This is a genomic window from Vibrio sp. TRT 1302 (assembly GCF_050113875.1).
Taxonomy (GTDB): domain Bacteria; phylum Pseudomonadota; class Gammaproteobacteria; order Enterobacterales; family Vibrionaceae; genus Vibrio.
The window spans coordinates 221,563-243,256 of the sequence record NZ_JBNJOF010000005.1; the positions used below are offsets into that span (position 1 = coordinate 221,563).

The 21,694-nt window shown below is 45.5% G+C and carries 18 protein-coding genes; 7 read left to right on the forward strand and 11 right to left on the reverse strand.

Annotation, left to right across the window (positions count from 1 at the left end; all coding sequences use genetic code 11):
• Positions 1–46 precede the first annotated feature (46 nt).
• Positions 47–508 carry a hypothetical protein gene (locus ACQEXP_RS09860; RefSeq protein WP_269376548.1) on the forward strand — a complete coding sequence of 154 codons (462 nt, stop codon included), beginning with the start codon at positions 47–49 and terminating at the stop codon, positions 506–508.
• Here ACQEXP_RS09860 and ACQEXP_RS09865 read toward each other — a convergent pair.
• Entirely contained in the window at positions 505–990 is a 486-nt protein-coding gene (locus ACQEXP_RS09865) for a putative 4-hydroxy-4-methyl-2-oxoglutarate aldolase (RefSeq protein WP_269376547.1), read from the reverse strand. The two genes, ACQEXP_RS09860 and ACQEXP_RS09865, sit on opposite strands and share 4 nt — an antisense overlap.
• 33 nt (positions 991–1,023) lie before the next feature.
• On the reverse strand, positions 1,024–1,416 hold the full coding sequence (locus ACQEXP_RS09870; RefSeq protein ID WP_426969647.1) for a DUF3293 domain-containing protein: 393 nt from the start codon (positions 1,414–1,416) through the stop codon (positions 1,024–1,026).
• A gap of 325 nt (positions 1,417–1,741) precedes the next feature.
• Here ACQEXP_RS09870 and arcA point away from each other — a divergent pair, with 325 nt between their 5' ends.
• Entirely contained in the window at positions 1,742–2,458 is a 717-nt protein-coding gene (gene arcA, locus ACQEXP_RS09875) for a two-component system response regulator ArcA (protein ID WP_138971825.1), read from the forward strand.
• Between the two features lie 107 nt (positions 2,459–2,565).
• Here arcA and hldE read toward each other — a convergent pair whose 3' ends face one another.
• From hldE to ACQEXP_RS09890, 3 genes are all read right to left on the reverse strand, one after another.
• Positions 2,566–3,996: a bifunctional D-glycero-beta-D-manno-heptose-7-phosphate kinase/D-glycero-beta-D-manno-heptose 1-phosphate adenylyltransferase HldE gene (hldE, locus tag ACQEXP_RS09880; RefSeq protein ID WP_269376544.1), complete on the reverse strand. Its 1,431-nt coding sequence runs from the start codon at positions 3,994–3,996 to the stop codon at positions 2,566–2,568.
• A gap of 60 nt (positions 3,997–4,056) precedes the next feature.
• Positions 4,057–6,897, reverse strand: coding sequence for a bifunctional [glutamate--ammonia ligase]-adenylyl-L-tyrosine phosphorylase/[glutamate--ammonia-ligase] adenylyltransferase (glnE, locus tag ACQEXP_RS09885; protein ID WP_426969649.1), 2,841 nt, complete (start codon positions 6,895–6,897; stop codon positions 4,057–4,059).
• A 112-nt stretch (positions 6,898–7,009) separates the two neighbouring features.
• Positions 7,010–8,266 carry a methyl-accepting chemotaxis protein gene (locus ACQEXP_RS09890; RefSeq protein ID WP_269376542.1) on the reverse strand — a complete coding sequence of 419 codons (1,257 nt, stop codon included), beginning with the start codon at positions 8,264–8,266 and terminating at the stop codon, positions 7,010–7,012.
• Positions 8,267–8,375: 109 nt separating this feature from the next.
• Here ACQEXP_RS09890 and ACQEXP_RS09895 point away from each other — a divergent pair, with 109 nt between their 5' ends.
• Complete coding sequence (locus ACQEXP_RS09895; protein ID WP_269376541.1) at positions 8,376–9,140, forward strand: potassium channel family protein; 765 nt, start codon at positions 8,376–8,378, stop codon at positions 9,138–9,140.
• 29 nt (positions 9,141–9,169) lie between these two features.
• Here ACQEXP_RS09895 and ACQEXP_RS09900 read toward each other — a convergent pair whose 3' ends face one another.
• On the reverse strand, positions 9,170–10,687 hold the full coding sequence (locus ACQEXP_RS09900; RefSeq protein ID WP_426969651.1) for a CYTH domain-containing protein: 1,518 nt from the start codon (positions 10,685–10,687) through the stop codon (positions 9,170–9,172).
• Positions 10,688–10,893: 206 nt separating this feature from the next.
• Between ACQEXP_RS09900 and ACQEXP_RS09905 the strand changes: the two genes are divergently transcribed.
• The 3 genes from ACQEXP_RS09905 to ACQEXP_RS09915 all read left to right on the forward strand — a co-directional run bounded on the left by ACQEXP_RS09905 (position 10,894) and on the right by ACQEXP_RS09915 (position 13,751).
• On the forward strand, positions 10,894–11,574 hold the full coding sequence (locus ACQEXP_RS09905; RefSeq protein WP_171052190.1) for a TIGR00153 family protein: 681 nt from the start codon (positions 10,894–10,896) through the stop codon (positions 11,572–11,574).
• A 132-nt stretch (positions 11,575–11,706) separates the two neighbouring features.
• A complete protein-coding gene (locus ACQEXP_RS09910; RefSeq protein WP_269376539.1) occupies positions 11,707–12,966 on the forward strand; it encodes an inorganic phosphate transporter in 1,260 nt (419 codons plus the stop codon).
• A gap of 173 nt (positions 12,967–13,139) precedes the next feature.
• Entirely contained in the window at positions 13,140–13,751 is a 612-nt protein-coding gene (locus ACQEXP_RS09915; RefSeq protein WP_269376537.1) for a TIGR04211 family SH3 domain-containing protein, read from the forward strand.
• A gap of 49 nt (positions 13,752–13,800) precedes the next feature.
• On the opposite strand, the gene ACQEXP_RS09920 is transcribed toward ACQEXP_RS09915, so the two are convergent.
• Together ACQEXP_RS09920 and ACQEXP_RS09925 are read right to left on the reverse strand one after the other, a co-directional pair.
• A complete protein-coding gene (locus ACQEXP_RS09920; RefSeq protein ID WP_269376535.1) occupies positions 13,801–14,574 on the reverse strand; it encodes a general secretion pathway protein GspB in 774 nt (257 codons plus the stop codon).
• Positions 14,567–16,189: an AAA family ATPase gene (locus ACQEXP_RS09925; RefSeq protein WP_426969653.1), complete on the reverse strand. Its 1,623-nt coding sequence runs from the start codon at positions 16,187–16,189 to the stop codon at positions 14,567–14,569. The genes ACQEXP_RS09920 and ACQEXP_RS09925 overlap by 8 nt, the downstream gene beginning before the upstream one ends.
• An 88-nt stretch (positions 16,190–16,277) precedes the next feature.
• Between ACQEXP_RS09925 and ACQEXP_RS09930 the strand changes: the two genes are divergently transcribed.
• Positions 16,278–17,498, forward strand: coding sequence for a multifunctional CCA addition/repair protein (locus ACQEXP_RS09930; RefSeq protein ID WP_426969654.1), 1,221 nt, complete (start codon positions 16,278–16,280; stop codon positions 17,496–17,498).
• A gap of 184 nt (positions 17,499–17,682) precedes the next feature.
• On the opposite strand, the gene eno is transcribed toward ACQEXP_RS09930, so the two are convergent.
• The 3 genes from eno to mazG all read right to left on the reverse strand — a co-directional run bounded on the left by eno (position 17,683) and on the right by mazG (position 21,649).
• Positions 17,683–18,981: a phosphopyruvate hydratase gene (gene eno, locus ACQEXP_RS09935; protein WP_269376531.1), complete on the reverse strand. Its 1,299-nt coding sequence runs from the start codon at positions 18,979–18,981 to the stop codon at positions 17,683–17,685.
• Between the two features lie 77 nt (positions 18,982–19,058).
• Positions 19,059–20,699 (reverse strand): CTP synthase, encoded by a 1,641-nt coding sequence (locus tag ACQEXP_RS09940; protein WP_426969656.1) that lies wholly within the window; start codon positions 20,697–20,699, stop codon positions 19,059–19,061.
• Between the two features lie 146 nt (positions 20,700–20,845).
• Positions 20,846–21,649, reverse strand: a complete 804-nt coding sequence (mazG, locus tag ACQEXP_RS09945; RefSeq protein ID WP_269376529.1) for a nucleoside triphosphate pyrophosphohydrolase — start codon at positions 21,647–21,649, stop codon at positions 20,846–20,848.
• Positions 21,650–21,694 lie beyond the last annotated feature (45 nt).

A 21,694-nucleotide genomic window follows, 5' to 3' on the forward strand; every position in this document is an offset into this window, starting at 1 on the left:
TAATTAGTTTTGCAGTGGAATGCAGACAACAGCAAAGGAGTGGCATATGAAAACAATATTTAGCCTATCAGTGCTACTTTGCGCCTGCTCGTCATTTGCTGCTGAGTTACCCGTACTCCCTTCCCAACAAAACGTTTCACCACACAAGCTTTTCATTTCCAGTACAAATGACAACAATGACTTTGATTCATGGAAAATAGACGGTGGTTATTCTTATAACATTTTCAGCAAGGTCGACCTGTACGTAGGTGCTCGTTTAAACAATAGCGAACGAGCAAACGAGACCGGTTTTTTGAGTGGCGTAAGTTACCAATTGACACCAAGATTCTCGGTAAAAAGTACCCTTCACTCCTACAGTGATGACACTCTGAGTGATGGTAAAGAATCGACAATTGCAGCAGAAGTTTCGAGTCGTATGAAGCTGACTGAAAATCTAGATATTCATGCCACTCTCGACTATCAAGAGTGGCAAAAAGGGATTGAAGTTGGTCTTGGATTTCGCTTCTAGTTCCAATCTAACAATTCAGTAGACATTAACACACCATTCCAATCGGCATAGATGTAATCACCTGGCTGAATCATTTGGTTGTGTATTGTTAAGGTGACGTTGATTTCACCGACATCGCGTTTTTCTGTCTTAAACGGGCAAGCACCCAAGGCTTTAACCCCTAAATCCATTTCGGCCATTGCTGCAACATCGCGTACAGCACCATTAACGATGACACCTTCCCAATTATTATCAATTGCTAGAATAGCTAATTGATCACCAAGCAAAGCTCTTTGACATGAGCCATGCCCATCGACCACCAGCACTTTGCCTGTACCATCCTGACTGAGCATTTCACGAACCTTTGAGTTATCGTGATAGCAACGAACAGTGACAATTTCGCCAAAGAATGCATCCTTGCGACCGAAGCTATGCAACGGCAGCTCGAGCAAGGTGACTTTATCCGCATGTTTATCACAAATATCAGGGGTAATATCTTTCATTTTTCCTCCTTGAACTTCTAAAAAGTAAATCCTTTATCTGCAACGGGATAGCCAGTCGCCAAGCAACACCGTTGTCTGTTTTTGTTCTAGGCACGAGATAAGGTAGAGCTTATCTCGTTGCACAAAATAGATGGCATTTTGGCCGTACTTACGCCCTAGCTCAATGGCTCGAGATTGGCTTACAGCGGCGGCGAAACTCTCTTCGTTCCACGAGAAATCCTCGTTGCCAACATTGACCGACATACACCAAGTATGGCCTATTTCTGCTGCTAAGTACTGATTATTTCGATAATTCTCGTCCGGTGAGAGCCAAACACTCTTCGGATTCCAAGCTGTTATGATGGCAAAATTTTCGTACTTGATCTTACCTTCGAAACGAAAATAGGGATCACAATAGGCTTGCCATAGCTTTGCATCAATTATCATAAAACCAACAGTTTTACATTTACTGGACACTATTAATATTTGTTACATTCTAACTCTTGATATAAATCAACAAAGTGATTGGAATTAACACTTCTACGTTGTTAGCATGCTGTTAACATTATAGAATCCGCCTCAAAGACTAGTAGGATTCAGAGGATAAAGGACCTCTAAGGGTAGAAAAGAAGTACCACGGATGGCGGGCAATCAAAGAGAGTGTATTTTTACAGTCTTTGGTTTATTATCAACATCACATTACCTGTATGTTATGTTTTTGCCTAGAATTTATTCTATTAGCACAAATTTTTCACAAGTTTAGGTACCGCCAATGCAAACCCCGCACATTCTTATTGTCGAAGATGAGCAAGTAACTCGTAACACTCTTAAGAGTATTTTTGAAGCAGAGGGATACGCTGTTTTTGAGGCCAGTGACGGTGAAGAGATGCACCAGGTGCTGTCTGATAACCAAGTTAACTTGGTCATTATGGACATTAACCTACCAGGCAAAAATGGTCTATTGCTGGCTCGTGAGCTACGTGAGCAAGCTAACGTTGCGCTCATGTTCTTAACAGGCCGCGACAACGAAGTTGATAAGATCCTTGGCCTAGAAATTGGTGCTGACGATTACATCACTAAGCCATTCAACCCGCGTGAATTGACTATCCGTGCTCGTAACCTACTAAGTCGTTCGATGAATTCAAGCGTCGTTAGTGAAGAGAAGCGTAGCGTAGATAAATACGTTTTCAACGGTTGGGTTCTGGATATCAATAGCCGCTCACTTGTTAGTCCAAGTGGTGATGGTTACAAACTGCCTCGCTCAGAGTTCCGTGCACTACTGCACTTCTGTGAGAACCCAGGCAAGATCCAGACTCGTGCTGACCTGCTTAAGAAGATGACTGGCCGTGAGCTTAAGCCACACGACCGTACTGTTGACGTAACTATTCGTCGCATCCGTAAGCACTTCGAATCTGTTTCAGGTACACCTGAAATCATCGCAACCATTCATGGTGAAGGCTACCGCTTCTGTGGTGACCTAGAGGACTAATTCACCGCTGAATCAATTAGCAAAATGGAGCCAAATGGCTCCATTTTTCTTTGCTATAAAAAATGCTCACCGACTGGTGAGCATTCTCTTGGCAATAGATAGTAAGGTTAGCCCCTACCACCTTTAATCGCATCGATGATTTCAGTCGTTGAACATCCATCTTCAAAGTTAAGTACTTTAACCTCACCGCCGTTGGCAATCACTTCCTTACCACCAGCAATATCTTCAGGTTTGTAATCACCACCTTTCACCAGCAGATCAGGAAGCACTTCTGAAATTAAGCGCTGTGGAGTATCTTCACCAAATGGCACAACCCAGTCCACTGCACCTAAACCTGCAAGTACAGCCATACGGCGATCCGTTGGGTTCACAGGGCGACCTGGGCCTTTTAGGCGTTTTACTGACTCATCCGTGTTAACCGCAACAATAAGACGATCACCCAATTGAGCGGCATGGTTAAGGTAAGAGACGTGACCAGCATGAAGAATATCGAAACAACCATTGGTCATCACAACCTTCTCACCACATGCTTGAGCCTTTTTAACCGCTTCAATAAGGGCATGCTCAGAAATAACACCAAAATCGGTGTCTTGGCTACCATGAACGGCTTCAGCCAACTCGATAGTCGAAACGGTAGACGTACCGAGTTTACCGACAACTACGCCCGCAGCAGCGTTTGCAAGCGCACATGCTTCATCTAGAGGCTTACCAGCCGCAACAGAGGCAGCTAGAACAGAAATAACCGTATCTCCCGCACCTGTCACGTCGTACACTTCTTTTGCTTGTGTTGGTAAATGGAACGGCTCTTGACCACGACGAAGCAGCGTCATGCCATGCTCACTACGAGTAACAAGCAGGGCTTCGAAATCAAACTGTTCAATTAGCGCTAAGCCCTTCTCAACCAACTCTTCATTCGACTTAACTTTACCGACAACATGCTCAAATTCAGCCATGTTTGGGGTCAGTAGAGTCGCGCCACGGTAGCGTTCGAAATCCGCCCCTTTTGGATCGATAAATACTGGCACGTTTGCAGCACGCGCTTTTTGAATAAACTGCTGTACGTGCTCCAAAGCACCTTTAGCGTAGTCAGACAAGACAACTGACTTCACTTTTGGTAGCGCTTGCTCCATACGATCCAGAATCAGCTCAGCATCAACATTTTCAAACTTGTCTTCAAAGTCAAGACGGATAAGTTGCTGACCACGGCTAAGAACGCGGAGTTTAGTGATAGTTGGGTAGTTTGGCAGTCCCACAAAATCACATTTCACTTTCAATGCAGAGAGAGTTTCGTTGAGAACTTTGGCAGGTTCATCAATCCCTGTTAAACCAACGATATGAGCATGTCCACCAAGTGAGGCAATATTCATCGCTACGTTAGCAGCACCACCTGGTCGCTCTTCGTTATTTTCTACTTTAACTACAGGTACTGGAGCTTCAGGTGAGATACGGCCTGTAGGACCATACCAATAACGATCTAGCATTACATCGCCGATAATTAGCACACCAGAATCACTGTAGTTCGGTAGGATTGGCTTCATTGTGGATCTCCAAATTCTAATTCGGGCAAGAGTTTAACATAGTGTTTTAGTGGTCAAAACCTATTCGAGCCACTCGTGCCATAGTTTAGTCACCAATTCACGCTCATTGATGAATTTATCTTCAGCAACATCTGCATCAAGGTTCAAAAGATTACGATGATGGATTTGGTCACGCATGGTGGTATAAGCACCGGTCAATGCCATCGCATCCTGCTCCTCCATGATGCCTTGTGCCATCATGCTCTCAAAGATTCGAACGTTATCACTCCAGCGGGTCAGCTTTGGTTTTTGCTGACTAAAGCGTAGTACAAGGTACTGAGCGAGAAACTCGACATCCGTGATGCCTCCTGGATCTTGCTTGAGCATAAAGCGACCTGCCTTTTTCCCACCCAGATGGTCGCGCATCTTCACTCGCATCTCCGACACTTCTTTCCTCAAAGTGGCTTCGTCTCGTTCCAGTGAAAGAATTTCGTGACGGGTCTTTGCAAATGCCTGCTGTAATAATTCGTCACCATATATCATTCGTGCGCGAACGAGCGCCTGATGCTCCCACGTCCAAGCTTCTTCTCGTTGATATAGGTCGAACGCATCGCTAGGACTAACCAGCAAACCAGAAGCTCCAGAAGGACGTAAGCGAGTGTCCACTTCGTACAAGATCCCTGATGCGGTTCGGGTTGAGAATATATGAATGATTCGTTGTGCCAATCTGAGATAAAACTGACGGCCATCGATTTCTTTCTTACCATCGGTATAGACAGTCGCAGGACAGTCATGCATAAAGACGATATCGAGATCTGAGTTGTAGCCTAGCTCCCAGCCACCAACCTTGCCATAGCCAATGACGGCAAAGCCTTTTCCACTCCGTTCTTTAAGATGAGTCGGCTCTCCATACTTTTCAGCCATCTGCAACCACGCCTGCCCAACCACAGACTCAACAATCGCCTCCGCCAAATAGGTTAAGTGGTCACTTACTTTCATTACTGGCAGAACACCCGCGATATCGGCTGCGGCAATACGCAAGATACAAATCTGCTTAAACTGGCGCAAAGCTTCCATCTGTTGCTCCATATCATCTTCAGGGATACGGGCCAAAAAGTCTCGCAACTCAGTGCGGTAACTCTCCAGTGGAATTGGGTTATACAATTGTTGTGGGTCGATCAACTCATCAAGCAAAATCGGGTAGCGCCCCAACTGCTCGGAAATCATAGGACTGGCCGTACATAAACGGACTAACTGGGTTAACGCAGCATTGTGCTCATCTAACAGCTCAAGGTACGTTGTTCGCGTAACAATGTTGTGCAACAAGTGCAGTACTCGAGGCAAACCAAACTTGGCGTCTTGATGAGAGTAAATAGCAGCGAACACTTTTGGCATCAAGCGATTAAGAACTTCACGACCACGTGGCCCAAGGGTCTTTTTCGCTAAATCTTGTTTAAATTGCATGATGGTGCAGGCCATAGTCTGGGGCGATTCAACTGCCATATCCTGCTCAAGAATATTCTCGATAACATCTTGTTTTGCTGCCATATCCCATAGTTCAACAAAATGCTGAGCAATGTCTTGCTGTTCTTCTTCATCGTCTCCGATCAGCGCAGCAAACACACCATGGACATTCGCCATGTGCGTTTCTACATCCGCGATAAGATCGGCCCAAGCACCGTACCCCATGGCAACCGCAAGCTGCAATCGCTCGGTTTCACATTCCGGCAGAGTCTGAGTTTGTTTGTCCGCCATCGCTTGAAGCAAATTTTCCAATCGACGTAAGAACTTGTAGGCCTCTCTTAAAGCCTGCGTTTCTGGTTTGGTAAGTAGCTCTAACTCTTCAACGGCATCAATTGTGACGAGCAGTCCGCGCTGACGTAGACTTGGCTCTCGACCACCTCTTATCAACTGAAATACCTGGGCAATAAACTCAATCTCACGAATACCACCAGCACCGAGCTTAATGTTATTGCTGAGACCACGACGGCGAACCTCGCTGCTGATCATAGACTTCATCCGTCTAAGAGACTGAATCGCACTGAAATCGATATAGCGACGGAATACAAATGGGCGCAGCATTTGACGCAATTCTTGATATTGCGGGTACATCTCACTGCCCATGACCCGTGCTTTAATCATTGCGTAGCGTTCCCAATCACGCCCCTGCTCCTGATAGTAATCCTCCAAAGCAGCATAGCTCATTACCAACGGACCACTGTCACCAAAAGGACGAAGGCGCATATCAACCCGATAACAGAAACCATCAAAGGTCTGCTGATCAAGGGCTTTAATGATGCGCTGACCTAAACGAGTAAAAAACTGAGCGTTCGCAATGCTGCGGCGTGTTCCTTGCGTCTCACCATTTTCTGGATAGGTAAAGATCAAATCGATATCGGAAGAGAAATTGAGCTCTCCTCCCCCAAGCTTACCCATGCCAATGATTAGCATTGGCTGAGCCTCGCCCTGAGCATTCATCGGCGTTCCCCACAGTTCACAGCAAGCATCGTACTGCCAATGATACGTCTCGAAAATCATCGCTTCGGCAAGCTGGGATAAATGAGTAAGGCTCTCTTCTAGTGACCACGAAGCGGTGAAATCACGCCAAGCAATGTACACCATTTCTCTGTTGCGGAATTGTCTCAGGACTCGATGTCCCTGCATTTCATCACTGCATTCACTCAGCATACCGGCCAATCTTTCTCGATATTGCTCGTAGCGCGAATTCTCTGCCAACATTTGTGGCAACAATTGCTGAAGTTGCTCATCTGCCACCAACGTATTACAGACAAACTTACTTAAACCTGCGACGTAGCTAAGTTGCTGTGTTAAAGAGTCTGGCCAGTGTGAAATTGCATCAGATTGAAATAATGATTCGGTCGCAGACTGGGAGATGGAGACAAGACTTTCTGGCAGTTGCATGATTCTTCCTTGTGATAGAAATACCAGTTGAGTGAAAGGTAACGCTCTATTTATACCAATAAAAAACGCCCACTAGTAGCAAGTGGGCGTTTATTGCAATTAAGTTGAGAAGCTACACCTTAAATGAAGTGATTTTCTTATCCAGTTCCTCAGCATTTTGCTGCATGATTTCTGATGTTTCGAGCAACTCTGAAACCACAGTAACCGATGCTTCTACAAGCTCTCGTACATTCGTCAGGTTTTGACTCATCTCTTCCGCAACACTGCTCTGCTGACCTGCTGCGGTGGCGATTTGGAAGTTCATATCATTGATTTGATTTACCTGACTCACGATACCATCCAATTCGCTACCCGCGTTGGTCACCAATTCCACACCTTCAGCGGCTTCAACCACACTCTTTTCCATCAGTTCAACCGCAGAGTTGGCACTTGTTTGTAGCTGAGAAATCATCTCTTGAATTTCAACGGTCGCCTGCTGAGTACGCTGAGCAAGGTTGCGCACTTCGTCGGCAACAACCGCAAAGCCTCGACCCGCTTCACCCGCACGTGCCGCTTCAATCGCAGCATTGAGCGCTAACAAGTTCGTTTGCTCAGAGATCCCTTGAATGGTACCCACCACACTGCCAATGGAATCGACACTCTCTTCTACTTGATTGACTGCCTGTGCTGAAGCTGAAATATCTTTAGAAAGCTCACTGATTTTCAATACCGTATCTTGGACAAAACGTTGACCTGTCGCGGCTTGTCCAGACGCGCTTTCAGTCAGTGATGAAGCGTTTTGAGCGTGACCTGCGACAGTTTGGACCGTCGATGTCATTTCGCTCATCGCCGTGGCTAGCTGATCAATCTCATTAAACTCTTCCTGCGCAGACTCCTTGGTTTCTGACATACTTAATGTCATCACTTCCGTCAGTCCTGCGAGCTCTTGAGACGCATCGATTTGCAAGCGGATCATTTCCTGTAGCTGAACGCGGGTTCTTTCAAGCTCACGCGCAACATCACCATATTCATCCTTACATTCCATCTCAATAGGAACAGAAAGGTCTCTGGCCGCCATTAATTTAATTGACTCGCTTAGGTATTGGGTTTGACGTAACATAACCCGTGCAGCGAATAAAAGGAGAACGACGAAAACAACAATCATGGCAACAGTTTGCCAAGCCACCTGTACTAGGTAGGCTTCATAATGCTGTTGCGCGACTTGAGCGTCTTGAGTTGCTGCAAGAAGAGCGTCGTAGAAGACACTCGCGTCCCATAGTTGCTTTCCGATGATCAGTACTGTACTGAACACCATTAGCATCACCATTTTAGGAACCAGTCGAATATCCGTGATAACTCGTTCCCACGGCTTAAATGCCATCTTGGTCATTGTCCGTTCTCCAATAAATGAAATTTTTTGATTTCAGTGCTTTATACTAGAGTGATGCAGCGACTCCACTCCCTCGAACGCGCTGATTATGATTTTTTTCGAGCCTCGTATGAAAAGAGATATTACCAAAGACGACACTAAACCGATGAGCTTGTTGTCACTGATCCTGTCATTTATGGCGCTATTTGTGATCTCGGGCTTATTGTTCTTTCCACTCGCCCCAGAAACTCGACAAGTATTTATCGGCTTAGACTTTATTATCTGTAGCATTTTCATCCTACAACTCAGCATAGATATGATCCGTGCGACAGATCGTGTGCAATTTTTGAAACGTCATTGGATCGATTTTCTTGCCAGTATTCCAATGATAGAACCTCTTCGCTTTGCGCGCATATTTCATATCATGCGTGTCATTTTGGTTATTCGTTCTAGTCGGTACTTGTTAAAGCAGCTTCTCAGCAATAGACGTGAAACTACGCTAGCTTCTATCCTATTGCTTATGGTTGTACTGCTAACGGTGGGATCCAGCATGATGCTGTTTATTGAAGGCTCGGATCCTGATGCCAATATTCAGACTGGGGGGGATGCTCTATGGTGGGCGCTGGTGACGATCTCTACGGTAGGATATGGCGATCATTACCCAGTGACAAATAGCGGTAAGTTGCTGGCATCCGGTTTGATCATCTGTGGTGTCGGCCTATTTGGTATGATCACAGGTTTGATTACCTCGTTGATCACTTCGCCAAATAAAGTCCAAACAAAACGCTCTGAGAACAAAGAGCGATTGCTGGTCGAGCTGGTCGAGAAACAAGATGAGATTCTAAAACGTTTAGACCGACTCGAGCAGCAACAGCAATCAAAACGGGAGCCATAAGGCTCCCGTTGCTTTTACGTTTTTACTGATTAGCTTTGCCAATATGGCTGAGCTTCAATACAAATGACTCGAGTCTGCTCCATCGCATGAAGTATCGAGCTTTCTTGTCGTGCTAACCAACGCTCGAGTTGTTCGCGCTCTTCGCCTTCTAGCTTGTCCACTAATTGCTCTAACGTTTTTAGCTTTTGCAGGTCATCGGTACCATGCAATAAATCGCTCCAAGGCAAACGGAAACCGTTGCGCTCTTCAACATCAAACAAGCTAGCAAAGCTAACACCCGTATATAGATTACGCATCAAACGGTATTGCTGCTCAATATAGTCTTGGCTAGTTAGGTTGCGTTCTGGTGGGAAAGCTTCCATCAACTCAGCCCATGTGCGATCCAGTTGCTGTATTGAGAAATGCTCAATATTAAGTGCCATTTTTTCGCGAGACTTATCATCAAGGAAAGGCTGCCAACCGCGAGTCAGGATCCAGCGACTTAAATCTAACAACAAGCCGGTATAACGTGCTGAATTCAGTAACTCCAAAACTTGTTCACGATTCGGTAGCTGTTCCTGAAGCAGTTTCAATTCACTGACAAGGAATTTACGCGCATCGAGTTTACGTAGTGCATGACCTTTGTCATCAAGCAGATCTTCGAGGTAGTCGTAATCATGTAACCACTCAAGTTCTTGCTCAAGCCATTTAAGCTCTTGGCGCAAAATAGCACTTGCACGACGAGGAACCACACCACCGTAAACCGTTAAAATCTGGCGAATGAAGCTGATCGAATTTTTTATCTCATGCACAGCTTCTATCGAATCACGCTCTGAATAAATCTGTTCATGGTAATGCCAGTGAGAAAGAGCATGTTCCAAAGAGTTGATAAAGCACGACTCAACGGTGTCATTCTTATTCGTTGCAACTAAGGTTAACGGTTTTACTTCGTCACCCGTGTAGTCCATCGCTAAACGGTAGCCTTTGGCTGCTTTGCTCAAATTGCCTAAGCGCATACCACCATCTTCAGAGAAGCTACGAGCCAATGTAAATAACGCATCGGTCTGTCCGGACTTTAGCTCGAGCTCAACTTCGCAAATCGGATCTTGCTTACCGTTGGCTTCGACCATGCCTTGGTCAAACGCAACCTCAACTTGGCTACCATCAGGCATACCAATCAACCATTGCTCTCGAGTGAAGTTAGTAGAGAAAAGTGGCTGAAGCTCAGACTGTAGCGTGGCAATATCTTTGCCTGTCGGCCAAATATCGCTCGGATGAAGGGTTAATTGCGGGTCATTGCTGTCATGTTCAGCATTGTACTCGGGTCTCTGGTGCAATCCTGCAACCACACGACCTGATGTTTTCACCGTCTGAACATAGACGTCATCAAAACGGCGAATCCTTAGACCAATATCGTGCTGACGAAGCCAGTTATCCGGCGTATCAAAGTAAGTGTTACCTAACTCTCGACAGCTGTGCTGAAGTACTTTTGTTTCAGAAATCTTGTCTCGTAAAGTGTCTGAAAAATCGGGAGATACAAAAAACTTCAGTTCTATCTCGGTTTCCATAGTTATACCTTTCAAAGCAGATAGAGACAGGATATTGCCAATTTTCTTACTCGGCAAGAAAGAAATATCGACTTAATGATGATCTAAAACAGTTTTAATGATGGATTTAATGAGTTAACATGCGCGCCTTTATAGCCATCGTTCAACATTTCGCCATGAAATGGTGTATGTTAGTTTTTAGGTTATATTAATTGGGTTGAATGACCATGCCAGTAAATACAATTATGGGGCTATTTGCAAAGTCCCCTATTAAACCTTTGCAGCGCCACGTTGTGTGTGTAAATGAATGTTGCTCACACCTAATCAACTTTTTCGAAGTAAGTTCGAAAGGGGATTGGGAGAAAGCATCTGAAATTCGTGCACAGATTTCTCATCTTGAGAAGGAAGCCGACGTACTTAAGCGCGAAATTCGTCTAAAACTTCCTCGTGGTTTGTTTATGCCAGTGGATCGTAGCGATATGCTTGAACTACTGACACAACAGGACAAACTCGCAAACCTTGCAAAAGACATTGCTGGCCGAGTTTATGGCCGTCAATTGACTATCCCTGCACCTCTTCAAGAGAATTTTATTGCGTACGTAAGACGTTGCCTAGACGCAGCTGAACAAGCGCAAAAAGTTATCAATGAGCTTGATGAGTTATTGGAAACTGGATTTAAAGGCCGCGAAGTAACGCTTGTGGCTGAAATGATCCACCAACTGGATGTGATTGAGGACGACACAGACGCGATGCAGATCCAACTGCGCCAACAACTAATGGCGATTGAGTCGGATCTAAACCCTGTTGATGTGATGTTCCTTTACAAAATTCTAGAGTGGGTAGGCGGTATTGCTGATCAGGCGCAACGTGTTGGTGCGCGTCTGGAAGTAATGTTGTCTCGCTCATAAATATAAGTTAACCAAATAACGAAGAGCATCTAACTAGTTCACACCCCTTATAGGCGATAAATACTGACGCGCTGAAGGGGTTTCGTCGTTCTTAATTTTTGCTCCGCTTGTTATCAACAACTAGGTATTACGATGGATATCCTTGCGAACTACGGCACTGTCCTGATTATTATTGCAGCAGTCTTTGGCTTTATGATGGCTATCGGTATTGGCGCAAATGACGTAGCCAATGCGATGGGCACATCTGTGGGGTCAAAAGCACTAACCGTCAAACAAGCAATCATCATTGCGATGATCTTTGAGTTTGCTGGTGCATATTTAGCAGGTGGTGAAGTAACCGACACTATCCGTAAAGGCGTAATTGAAACGTCCCTATTTGCTCACCAACCTGACGTACTTGTCTTCGGTATGATGTCAGCACTTTTAGCTGCTGGTACATGGCTACTACTCGCTTCTTACATGGGTTGGCCAGTTTCAACGACTCACTCAATCATCGGTGCAATCATCGGTTTTGCGTGTGTTTCAGTAGGTACAGAAGCGGTTGACTGGAGCAGTGTTCAAGGCATTGTAGGTAGCTGGATTATTACTCCTGTTATCTCTGGTTTCTTTGCTTACGTAATCTTCGTCAGTGCACAACGACTGATATTCGATACTGAAAAACCTCTGTTTAACGCTAAGCGCTTCGTACCTGTTTACATGTTCATTACCACTATGGTAATTGCTCTGGTTACGATTAAGAAAGGCCTTAAGCACGTTGGTCTGCACCTATCAAACGGTGAAGCTTGGATGTGGGCAGCCGTTGTATCAGCAATCGTAATGGCTGGTGGTTACTTCTACATTCAGAAGAAATTTGCTAGCCGCGAAGATGATCATGGCTTTGCTGGTGTGGAAGGCATCTTCAGCGTTCTGATGGTTATCACAGCTTGTGCGATGGCATTTGCTCACGGCTCAAACGACGTAGCTAACGCCATTGGCCCTCTATCTGCGGTTGTATCGACAGTAGAGCATATGGGTGAGATTACAACTAAGAGTGCGATCGCATGGTGGATTCTACCACTAGGTGGCTTTGGTATTGTTGTTGGTCTTGCGACTCTTGGTCACAAAGTAATGGCAACAGTTGGTACTGGTATTACAGAACTAACGCCTAGCCGTGGCTTCGCCGCTCAGCTTGCGACCGCATGTACTGTAGTACTAGCGTCAGGTACAGGTCTGCCAATCTCTACCACTCAAACACTCGTTGGTGCTGTTCTAGGTGTTGGTTTTGCTCGCGGTATCGCAGCACTTAACCTTGGTGTTGTGCGTAACATCGTCGCATCTTGGATCGTTACACTGCCAGCGGGTGCGCTATTGGCAGTAGTATTCTTCTACGCGATTCAAGCGATGTTTGTTTAATCAATGACGTCAGTGATGTGTTAACTCACTGTCATTATTGACTCAAAACCGCATAAAGGGAGGCTAAGCCTCCCTTCTTTGTTGCAGTCATCTCAGAAACTACTTACTATTTGGCTCTAGAATTATATAGATAATGGGTTTGCAGACCCTCTTAGACTGTTAAAGGATTTACCGTGAAAAAACTGGTTTGCTTCGTTTTGGCCTCGATGCTTGCTGTGCCAGCGGCATTTGCTCAAGACCGTTATATTTCTGATAAGCTTTTTACCTATATGCACTCTGGTCCAAGCAACCAATTCCGCATTATCGGCAGCATTGACGCTGGCGAAAAAGTAAAACTACTGTCGACAAACAAAGACTCTGGATATACAGAAGTTCAAGACAGCAAAGGACGTAGAGGCTGGATCGAAAGCCGATTCGTTACCAATCAAGAAAGCATGGCTTTACGACTACCTAAGCTTGAAGATGAGCTAAAAGACGTTAAAGAGAAGCTGGCGAATGCTCGCTCCAATGCTGATCAAGAAAAAGCGGGATTAGTCGATTCTCTAGAAACTCGCAACCGCCAAATCAGTGAGTTAGAACTAGGCTACAGCGAAATGAGCCAACAGCTATCCGCTTCTCAGGAAGAAGTTCGCAAACTGCGTGCGAAACTGGATACACAAAAAGACGACTTACTACTGAAATACTTTATGTATGGCGGTGGCGTTGCAGGTATTGGTCTACTGCTTGGCTTGATTCTTCCACATATCATTCCACGCAGAAAACGTTCTCCATCAGGTTGGGCGTAAGTAGAATAGAAATTAAAAAGGTCACGATGTCGTGACCTTTTTTAATCAGTTAACCTTTCCAATCATATAAGGCAGGCACTTCTATCAGCTCTCCCTTGTAGCGAATCCGGCAGGCTTGCTGCTCGATCGCCACCAATTCAACATCCGCGCTAATCCAGTCACCTTCACTGTACTCTACCCCATTTACCTTAACCCAACGCTTATCGGCTCGGCTCGAGTAGACATGCGTCTGAAAGTTCATTGCTGGCAATTTTCCATACCAACTATCAGGCTGCTGTGAAAGGTTTGACACTTGGTCATCCGAGTTCACTGGCTCAACTTGAGGGATAGTATTAACGGCGCTTGCAAACCTTTGTGCCAGCTCTGGTGACAGACCTGACAGATCGAGACCTGTCAGCAGATCAGTTTCATCTGGAGATACACTTTGAACGGTGTTTCCAGCCTTCCCGAGTATCTCATCAGGCAGAGCGTCATCGTCCATTTCACCTTCGGTAACGTTAGAGACTCTATCATCACGCTGAGAATAGGTCGCAGCCAGTGGTCCAAAGTCTGGCGCTTTTTCAATCTGGTATTCGAACGGAACTTCAATTGATACCGTCTCACTAACATTGGATTCAAGCCAAGCGTGTTTTTGTGACTGATAGGTATAAATTACGACTAGACCCGCTATCACCATAGGCGGCACTAATGCGATAGAGAGGTATCGCACAATGCCTTTAGGTTGTGGCTGCGGCGTCATGACAGGAGCCAACATTGGCTCTGGCATGCCACTTGAGCGTCGGCTTCGCTCTGAGCTTTTGAGTTGTCGCATAACCTTAGACATCGGTATTTTCCTTACCCACTGTTAGTTTGGGTCTATCTGGCTGAGATAACATCTCCAGTAAACGCAAGGTCTTTTGCCCTGCAATACCATCCACTGTCAGTCCTTTCCAACGTTGAAATAGTTCGACTTTCTCTTTTAGCTGTTGATCAAATACAAACGTCGCCGATTGTGGCTGCCCGAGCGCTTGAGATATAAACTGGTCAAGTATCACGACTTTCTCACCTCGCATACCTGGCTTGAGCGTTTCGTCCCAATAACCGCGCCAGATATGCCGATATTCACCATTCCAGATGCTTTCTAGCCATTGAGTGTCAAACGCCACCAGCTCATTATTGACCAATAACTTCGCTTTACTGTTCGAAAGCGCATAGAGAACAGCAAAACGAGCCTGACCATCAATATCCAAAGTGAGGACGACTGGTGTATTCAGTTCAATAAGCTCACCTAATGTGCCTTTCGCCAGTTCACAGCGGAACTGGGAGTTGCCATTATCCAAACATAGCTGATCCAGTACTGAAGCCCGATAGCCCCATACTCGATAAAGATCCGAAATCGCCTGCTCTTGATCACTCGCTCGCAGCAACTGTGCTTTAAGCTGTTGAGGAAATACCGTCGTTATGTGTTCAACGTTTTCAACCTTTGGATACTGTTGTTGCAATAACTCAGAGATAGTCGAGTTCACTAGATTAGGTGTCATTAAAAAGACCACCACAGAGAGCAATGCACCTACGCTCATCGCTGTCATGTGCTTAGCGATGCGTGACGATGGATGGCTGCCAATCACTGCCGAGGGTTGAACTGACGCGGTTTGAAAACTCATTACTTCATCGCAAGCCTGTTGAACCGTCGTAACCGTCGGATGATTTTCTCCATTCGCATACGCACGCTTTAAACTCGCATCACAGACGAGGTTAATTAATCTCGGTATTCCTTGCGTGTTACGCGCGATGTACTTAATTGCATTGGCTGACAATAAGTCAGGGGAGCCACCTGCAAGAGTAAGCCGGAATCGAATGTAATCTCGAGTTTCATCGCTACTTAACGGTAGCAAATGGTATCGCCCCGTAATGCGTTGAGCTAGTTGCCTCAGCTGCGGCATCTGTAACTTAAGTTGTAACTCCGGTTGTCCGATTAAAAGGACTTTGAGAAGTTTCTGACTCTCGGTTTCAAGATTAGTCAGCAACCTTAGCTGCTCAAGAACATCTGCAGATAAATGTTGTGCCTCATCAATCACCAGTAAGGTCTGAATCCCCTTAGAGTGATTATCCAGTAAGAACTTATGAATACGTTGGTTAAGCTGCTTAAGTGACGCTTGCTGCGGATAATCCAGTTCAAACTCATCACATACCGCTTCAAGTAACTCAATATCAGAAAAGGTCGGATTGAGGATCAACCCTGCCTGTGTTGTCTCTGCTAGAGTATTTAGTATTGAGCGAGCAATGGTCGTTTTACCCGTACCCACTTCACCAGTAAGCATCGCGAAGCCACCACCTTCTCCAAGCCCGGCTTGAATTTGAAAAATGGCTTCTTTATGGCGACGACTTTGAAATACAAAACGAGAGTTAGGCACAATCGAAAATGGCAGCTCTGTTAGCGCAAAATATTGTTGATACATACTTCTCGTCTCTGGGAATTTGTCGCTAAGGAAAGTACCATTGCTGGCACAAATAGCCAATGGCATTATAGATAAAAGGGAGAGCTAGGTGCAAAGATACCTTGTTGGTGGTGCAGTCCGAGATCAGTTACTCGAGATCGATGTCTATGACAAAGATTGGGTCGTGGTCGGTGCAACACCCGAACAACTACTTGAAAAAGGCTATACCGCTGTCGGTAAAGATTTCCCTGTATTCCTTCATCCTAAAACGAAAGAGGAACATGCTCTTGCCCGCACCGAACGCAAGATTGGTTCGGGATATACTGGATTTGAGTGTTACTTTGCCGCCGATGTGACTTTAGAAGAAGATCTCCTACGTCGAGATCTGACTATCAACGCGATGGCACAAGATCCTGATGGCAGCATTATCGATCCATTCAATGGTCAAGCCGATCTAAGAGATCGTCTTTTACGCCATGTCTCTAGTGCCTTTACTGAAGATCCGTTGCGCGTGTTACGTGTCGCTCGCTTTGCCGCTAAGCTTGATCATTTGGGATTCAGAGTTGCTGATGAAACTTTAGCGCTAATGCGCCAAATCGTACATTCCGGAGAATTGAATAACCTTACTCCCGAGCGAGTTTGGCTTGAATGGCAAAAGTCTCTTTCAACCCCCAACCCACAAGTATTTTTATCTGTATTAAGGCAATGCGGTGCTCTTAGCGTATTGCTTCCTGAACTTGATGCCCTATTCGGTGTACCTCAGCCAGAAAAATGGCACCCAGAGATAGATACCGGTATTCACACCTTGATGGTCGCTAAGCAAGCGGCCCTGCTCAGCAACTCGTTACCAGTGCGCTTTGCAGCGCAAGTTCATGACTTAGGCAAAGGTGTCACCCCTCCTTCTGAATGGCCTAGCCATAAAATGCACTGCCACACAGGGCTAAAGCAAATTAAGCAGCTATGCGAACGAGTGAGAGTGCCCAACGAATATCGTGACCTGGCATTGATGGTTTGTGAACAGCACTCAAATATCCATCGTGCTGCTGAGCTTCGCCCTGAAACCAAACTCAAGGTACTCAACAAGTTTGATGTTTGGCGTAGACCCGAACGCTTAGAGGATATTTTACTGTGCTGTATGGCGGATAGCCGTGGCAGAACTGGTTATGACGATATCGACTACCCACAAAAAACAATTTTTGAGCAAGCCTACCAAGCGGCATTGTCTGTCGACGTCCAATCCATCATCCAGGATGGCTTCAAAGGTGCGGATATTCGACAAGAGATGGAAAAACGCAGAGTTACGGCGATTAAAGAACTCGGAGCTAACTAGAGTATGGGCTCTTTTAGGGAATAACTTTTACCCACCCTTTCGCAGCCACAGTGGCGGTCAGTGCAACCCCTCTAAAGAGCAAAGCCCGCTCCAATAATTTTATCTCACGAGCATAAAAAAACGCCCCACCTAAGTGGGGCGCTTCGAAAGCTTTAAAGCGAATAATTCAGCAAATTGCTATGAATTATTGACCTTTAACTTCTTTTAGACCGTTGAAAGGAGCGCGCTCACCTAGAGCTTCCTCGATACGGATTAGTTGGTTGTACTTAGCAACACGGTCAGAACGGCTCATAGAACCAGTTTTGATTTGACCTGCAGCAGTACCTACCGCTAGGTCAGCGATAGTTGCATCTTCAGTTTCGCCAGAACGGTGAGAGATTACAGCTGTGTAACCTGCGTCTTTAGCCATCTTGATTGCAGCTAGAGTCTCAGTTAGAGAACCGATTTGGTTGAACTTGATTAGGATAGAGTTAGCGATGCCTTTCTCGATACCTTCAGCTAGGATCTTAGTGTTAGTTACGAATAGATCGTCACCAACTAGTTGGATCTTGTCGCCTAGAAGTTGAGTTTGGTGTGCGAAACCAGCCCAGTCAGACTCGTCTAGACCATCTTCGATAGATACGATTGGGAATTGCTCAACTAGACCAGCTAGGTAGTGGTTGAACTCTTCAGAAGTGAACGTTTTACCTTCACCTTTCATGTTGTAGATGCCAGCGTCTTTGTCGAAGAACTCAGATGCAGCACAGTCCATAGCTAGAGTAACGTCTTTACCTAGTTCGTAACCAGCAGCAGCAACAGCTTCTGCGATAACTTCTAGAGCTTCAGCGTTAGATTTTAGGTTTGGAGCGAAACCACCTTCATCACCAACAGCTGTGTTGTAGCCTTTAGACTTAAGAACTTTAGCTAGGTTGTGGAATACTTCTGCGCCGATACGTAGAGCTTCTTTAAGAGTTTTAGCACCAACTGGTTGGATCATGAACTCTTGGATGTCAACGTTGTTGTCTGCGTGCTCACCACCGTTGATGATGTTCATCATTGGTAGAGGCATAGAGAACTGACCAGCAGTACCGTTTAGCTCAGCGATGTGCTCGTATAGAGGCATGCCTTTAGCCGCTGCAGCAGCTTTAGCGTTTGCTAGAGATACAGCTAGGATTGCGTTAGCACCGAACTTAGATTTGTTTTCAGTACCGTCTAGCTCGATCATGATAGCGTCGATTGCAGCTTGGTCTTTAGCATCTTTACCAACTAGAGCTTCAGCGATTGCACCGTTTACAGCTTCAACAGCTTTAAGAACACCTTTACCTAGGAAACGAGCTTTGTCGCCGTCACGTAGCTCAAGAGCTTCGCGTGAACCAGTTGATGCGCCAGATGGAGCAGCAGCCATACCTACGAAACCGCCTTCTAGGTGTACTTCAGCTTCTACAGTTGGGTTACCACGTGAATCGATGATTTCACGACCTAGAACTTTAACGATCTTAGACATTGAATGTTTCCTTCTCGTTGAATATATAATGTCAAAATTAAAGGCAGCAGCACTACTAACGCTACTGCCTGTATCCTTTACTTCTCTAATTCGCCACGCTGGAATTCACCAGCTGCTTTAACGAAACCTGCAAATAGTGGGTGACCATCGCGAGGTGTAGAAGTGAACTCTGGGTGGAACTGAGCCGCTACAAACCATGGGTGAGCTGGGTTCTCAATAACTTCTACCAGTTTCTTGTCCGCTGATAGACCCGACACTTTCAGGCCTGCCTTTTCAATTTTTGGACGAAGATTGTTGTTCACTTCGTAACGGTGACGGTGACGTTCATGGATCGTCGCGCTACCGTAAAGTTCGTAAGCTTTAGTCCCTTTCTCTAGGTGACACAGCTGTGAACCTAGACGCATAGTACCACCAAGGTCTGACTTCTCAGTACGCTCTTCTACGTTACCTTCGCCGTCAACCCACTCAGTGATTAGACCAACAACTGGGTACTTAGTCTCTTTGTTAAATTCTGTTGAGTGTGCACCTGCCATGCCCGCTACATTACGTGCGTATTCGATAAGTGCCACTTGCATACCCAAACAAATGCCTAGGTAAGGTACTTTGTTCTCACGAGCGTATTTTGCAGCAAGAATCTTACCTTCAATACCACGATCGCCGAAACCACCAGGAACAAGAATCGCATCAAGACCGTGCAGTGCTTCTTCACCTTTAGTTTCTACATCTTGAGAATCAATGTACTTAATTTTCACGCTTAGACGGTTCTTAAGACCTGCGTGCTTTAGTGCTTCGTTCACTGACTTGTATGCATCTGGAAGTTCGATGTACTTACCAACCATACCAATAGTCACTTCAGCAGTTGGGTTCGCCTCTTCATAGATAACCTGTTCCCATTCAGAAAGGTCAGCTTCAGGTGCAGAAATACCGAAACGAGCACAAACAAGATCGTCTAGACCTTGAGACTTGATTAGTTGAGGGATCTTGTAGATTGAATCTACGTCCTTCATAGAGATAACTGCTTTCTCTGGAACATTACAGAAAAGAGCAATCTTCTTACGTTCGTTCGCAGGGATCATACGATCTGAACGACAAACGAGAATATCTGGCTGGATACCGATAGACAGTAGCTCTTTTACAGAGTGCTGAGTCGGTTTAGTTTTCACTTCGCCCGCAGCTGCTAGGTAAGGAACAAGAGTTAGGTGCATGAACATTGCGCGCTCACGGCCTAGTTCTACCGCTAGCTGACGAATAGCTTCCATAAACGGTAGTGATTCGATATCACCAACCGTACCACCCACTTCAACGATAGCAACATCATGGCCTTCAGAACCAGCGATTACGCGGTCTTTGATAGCGTTAGTGATGTGAGGGATTACCTGAATCGTTGCGCCTAGGTAGTCACCACGACGCTCTTTACGTAGAACGTCAGCGTAAACACGACCTGCAGTGAAGTTGTTGCGCTTGGTCATTTTAGTGCGGATGAAACGCTCGTAGTGACCAAGGTCAAGGTCAGTTTCAGCGCCATCTTCAGTGACGAACACCTCACCGTGCTGAGTCGGGCTCATTGTGCCTGGATCAACGTTGATGTAAGGGTCAAGCTTCATCATAGTCACTTTAAGACCACGAGCTTCTAAAATAGCCGCAAGGGATGCTGCTGCAATACCTTTACCTAGAGAGGATACAACCCCGCCAGTAACAAAAATGTAATTTGTCGTCATGTTTAACCTGAAATTGGTTGAATGAGGGAAAATGGATTTCTTCTGGACGGGATATAAATATACCAGAAGCCCTTTTCCGCTACAACGTGAAATCTATCACACTGCAATTTTTTATTTTTTGCTTCAAATCAAATTCGAGTGACGGTTTAATCAACACCGACCTCTTGCCTTTTCACTTCATCCCAGAAAGCATCCAGCTGTTCTAAAGTAAAATCAGTCAGTTGCTTGCCTTGTTCTGCGACCAAACCTTCTACACCTTTAAAGCGACGCATGAACTTGAGGTTAGCTTTGCTCAAGGCCACTTCAGGATTGGCACCTAAATGACGAGCTAAATTTACCGTCGCAAACAACAAGTCGCCAAGCTCTAGCTCAATCTTTTCATCGCTAGGTGTCACCTGCAGTGCTTCGTCCATAACCTCTTCAATTTCTTCATGAACCTTATCAACAACAGGTCCGATTGAATCCCAGTCAAAACCGAATTTCGCGCACTTTTTCTGTATTTTTGTAGCACGCGAAAGAGCCGGTAGAGAGACTGGTATTGAGTCTAGAATACTTTGCTCAGTTTTGCCTACTTGCGCTTTCTCTTTGGCTTTTTCAGCCTCCCAATTAGCATTAATTTGCTCTTCATTCTCAAATTCGATATCCGAAAACACGTGGGGATGGCGACGTGTGAGCTTCTCATTGACCGTATCAACTACCTGCGAAAAGTCGAATAAGCCCTGTTCTTTAGCCAACTGGCTATAGAAAATCACCTGAAATAATAAGTCACCCAATTCTTCTTTGAGATTTGGCCAATCACGGTTTTGAATCGCATCAACCACTTCATATGTCTCTTCTATGGTGTGAGGGACTATGGTGTCGAAGCTCTGTTTCAGATCCCATGGGCAACCCTTTTCAGGATCACGCAATTTAGCCATGATCTGTTCTAACTGTTCGATTGGATGACTCATTATTCTCTTCCTTTAAACAAAAAGGCGAGCAGCTAAGACCACTCA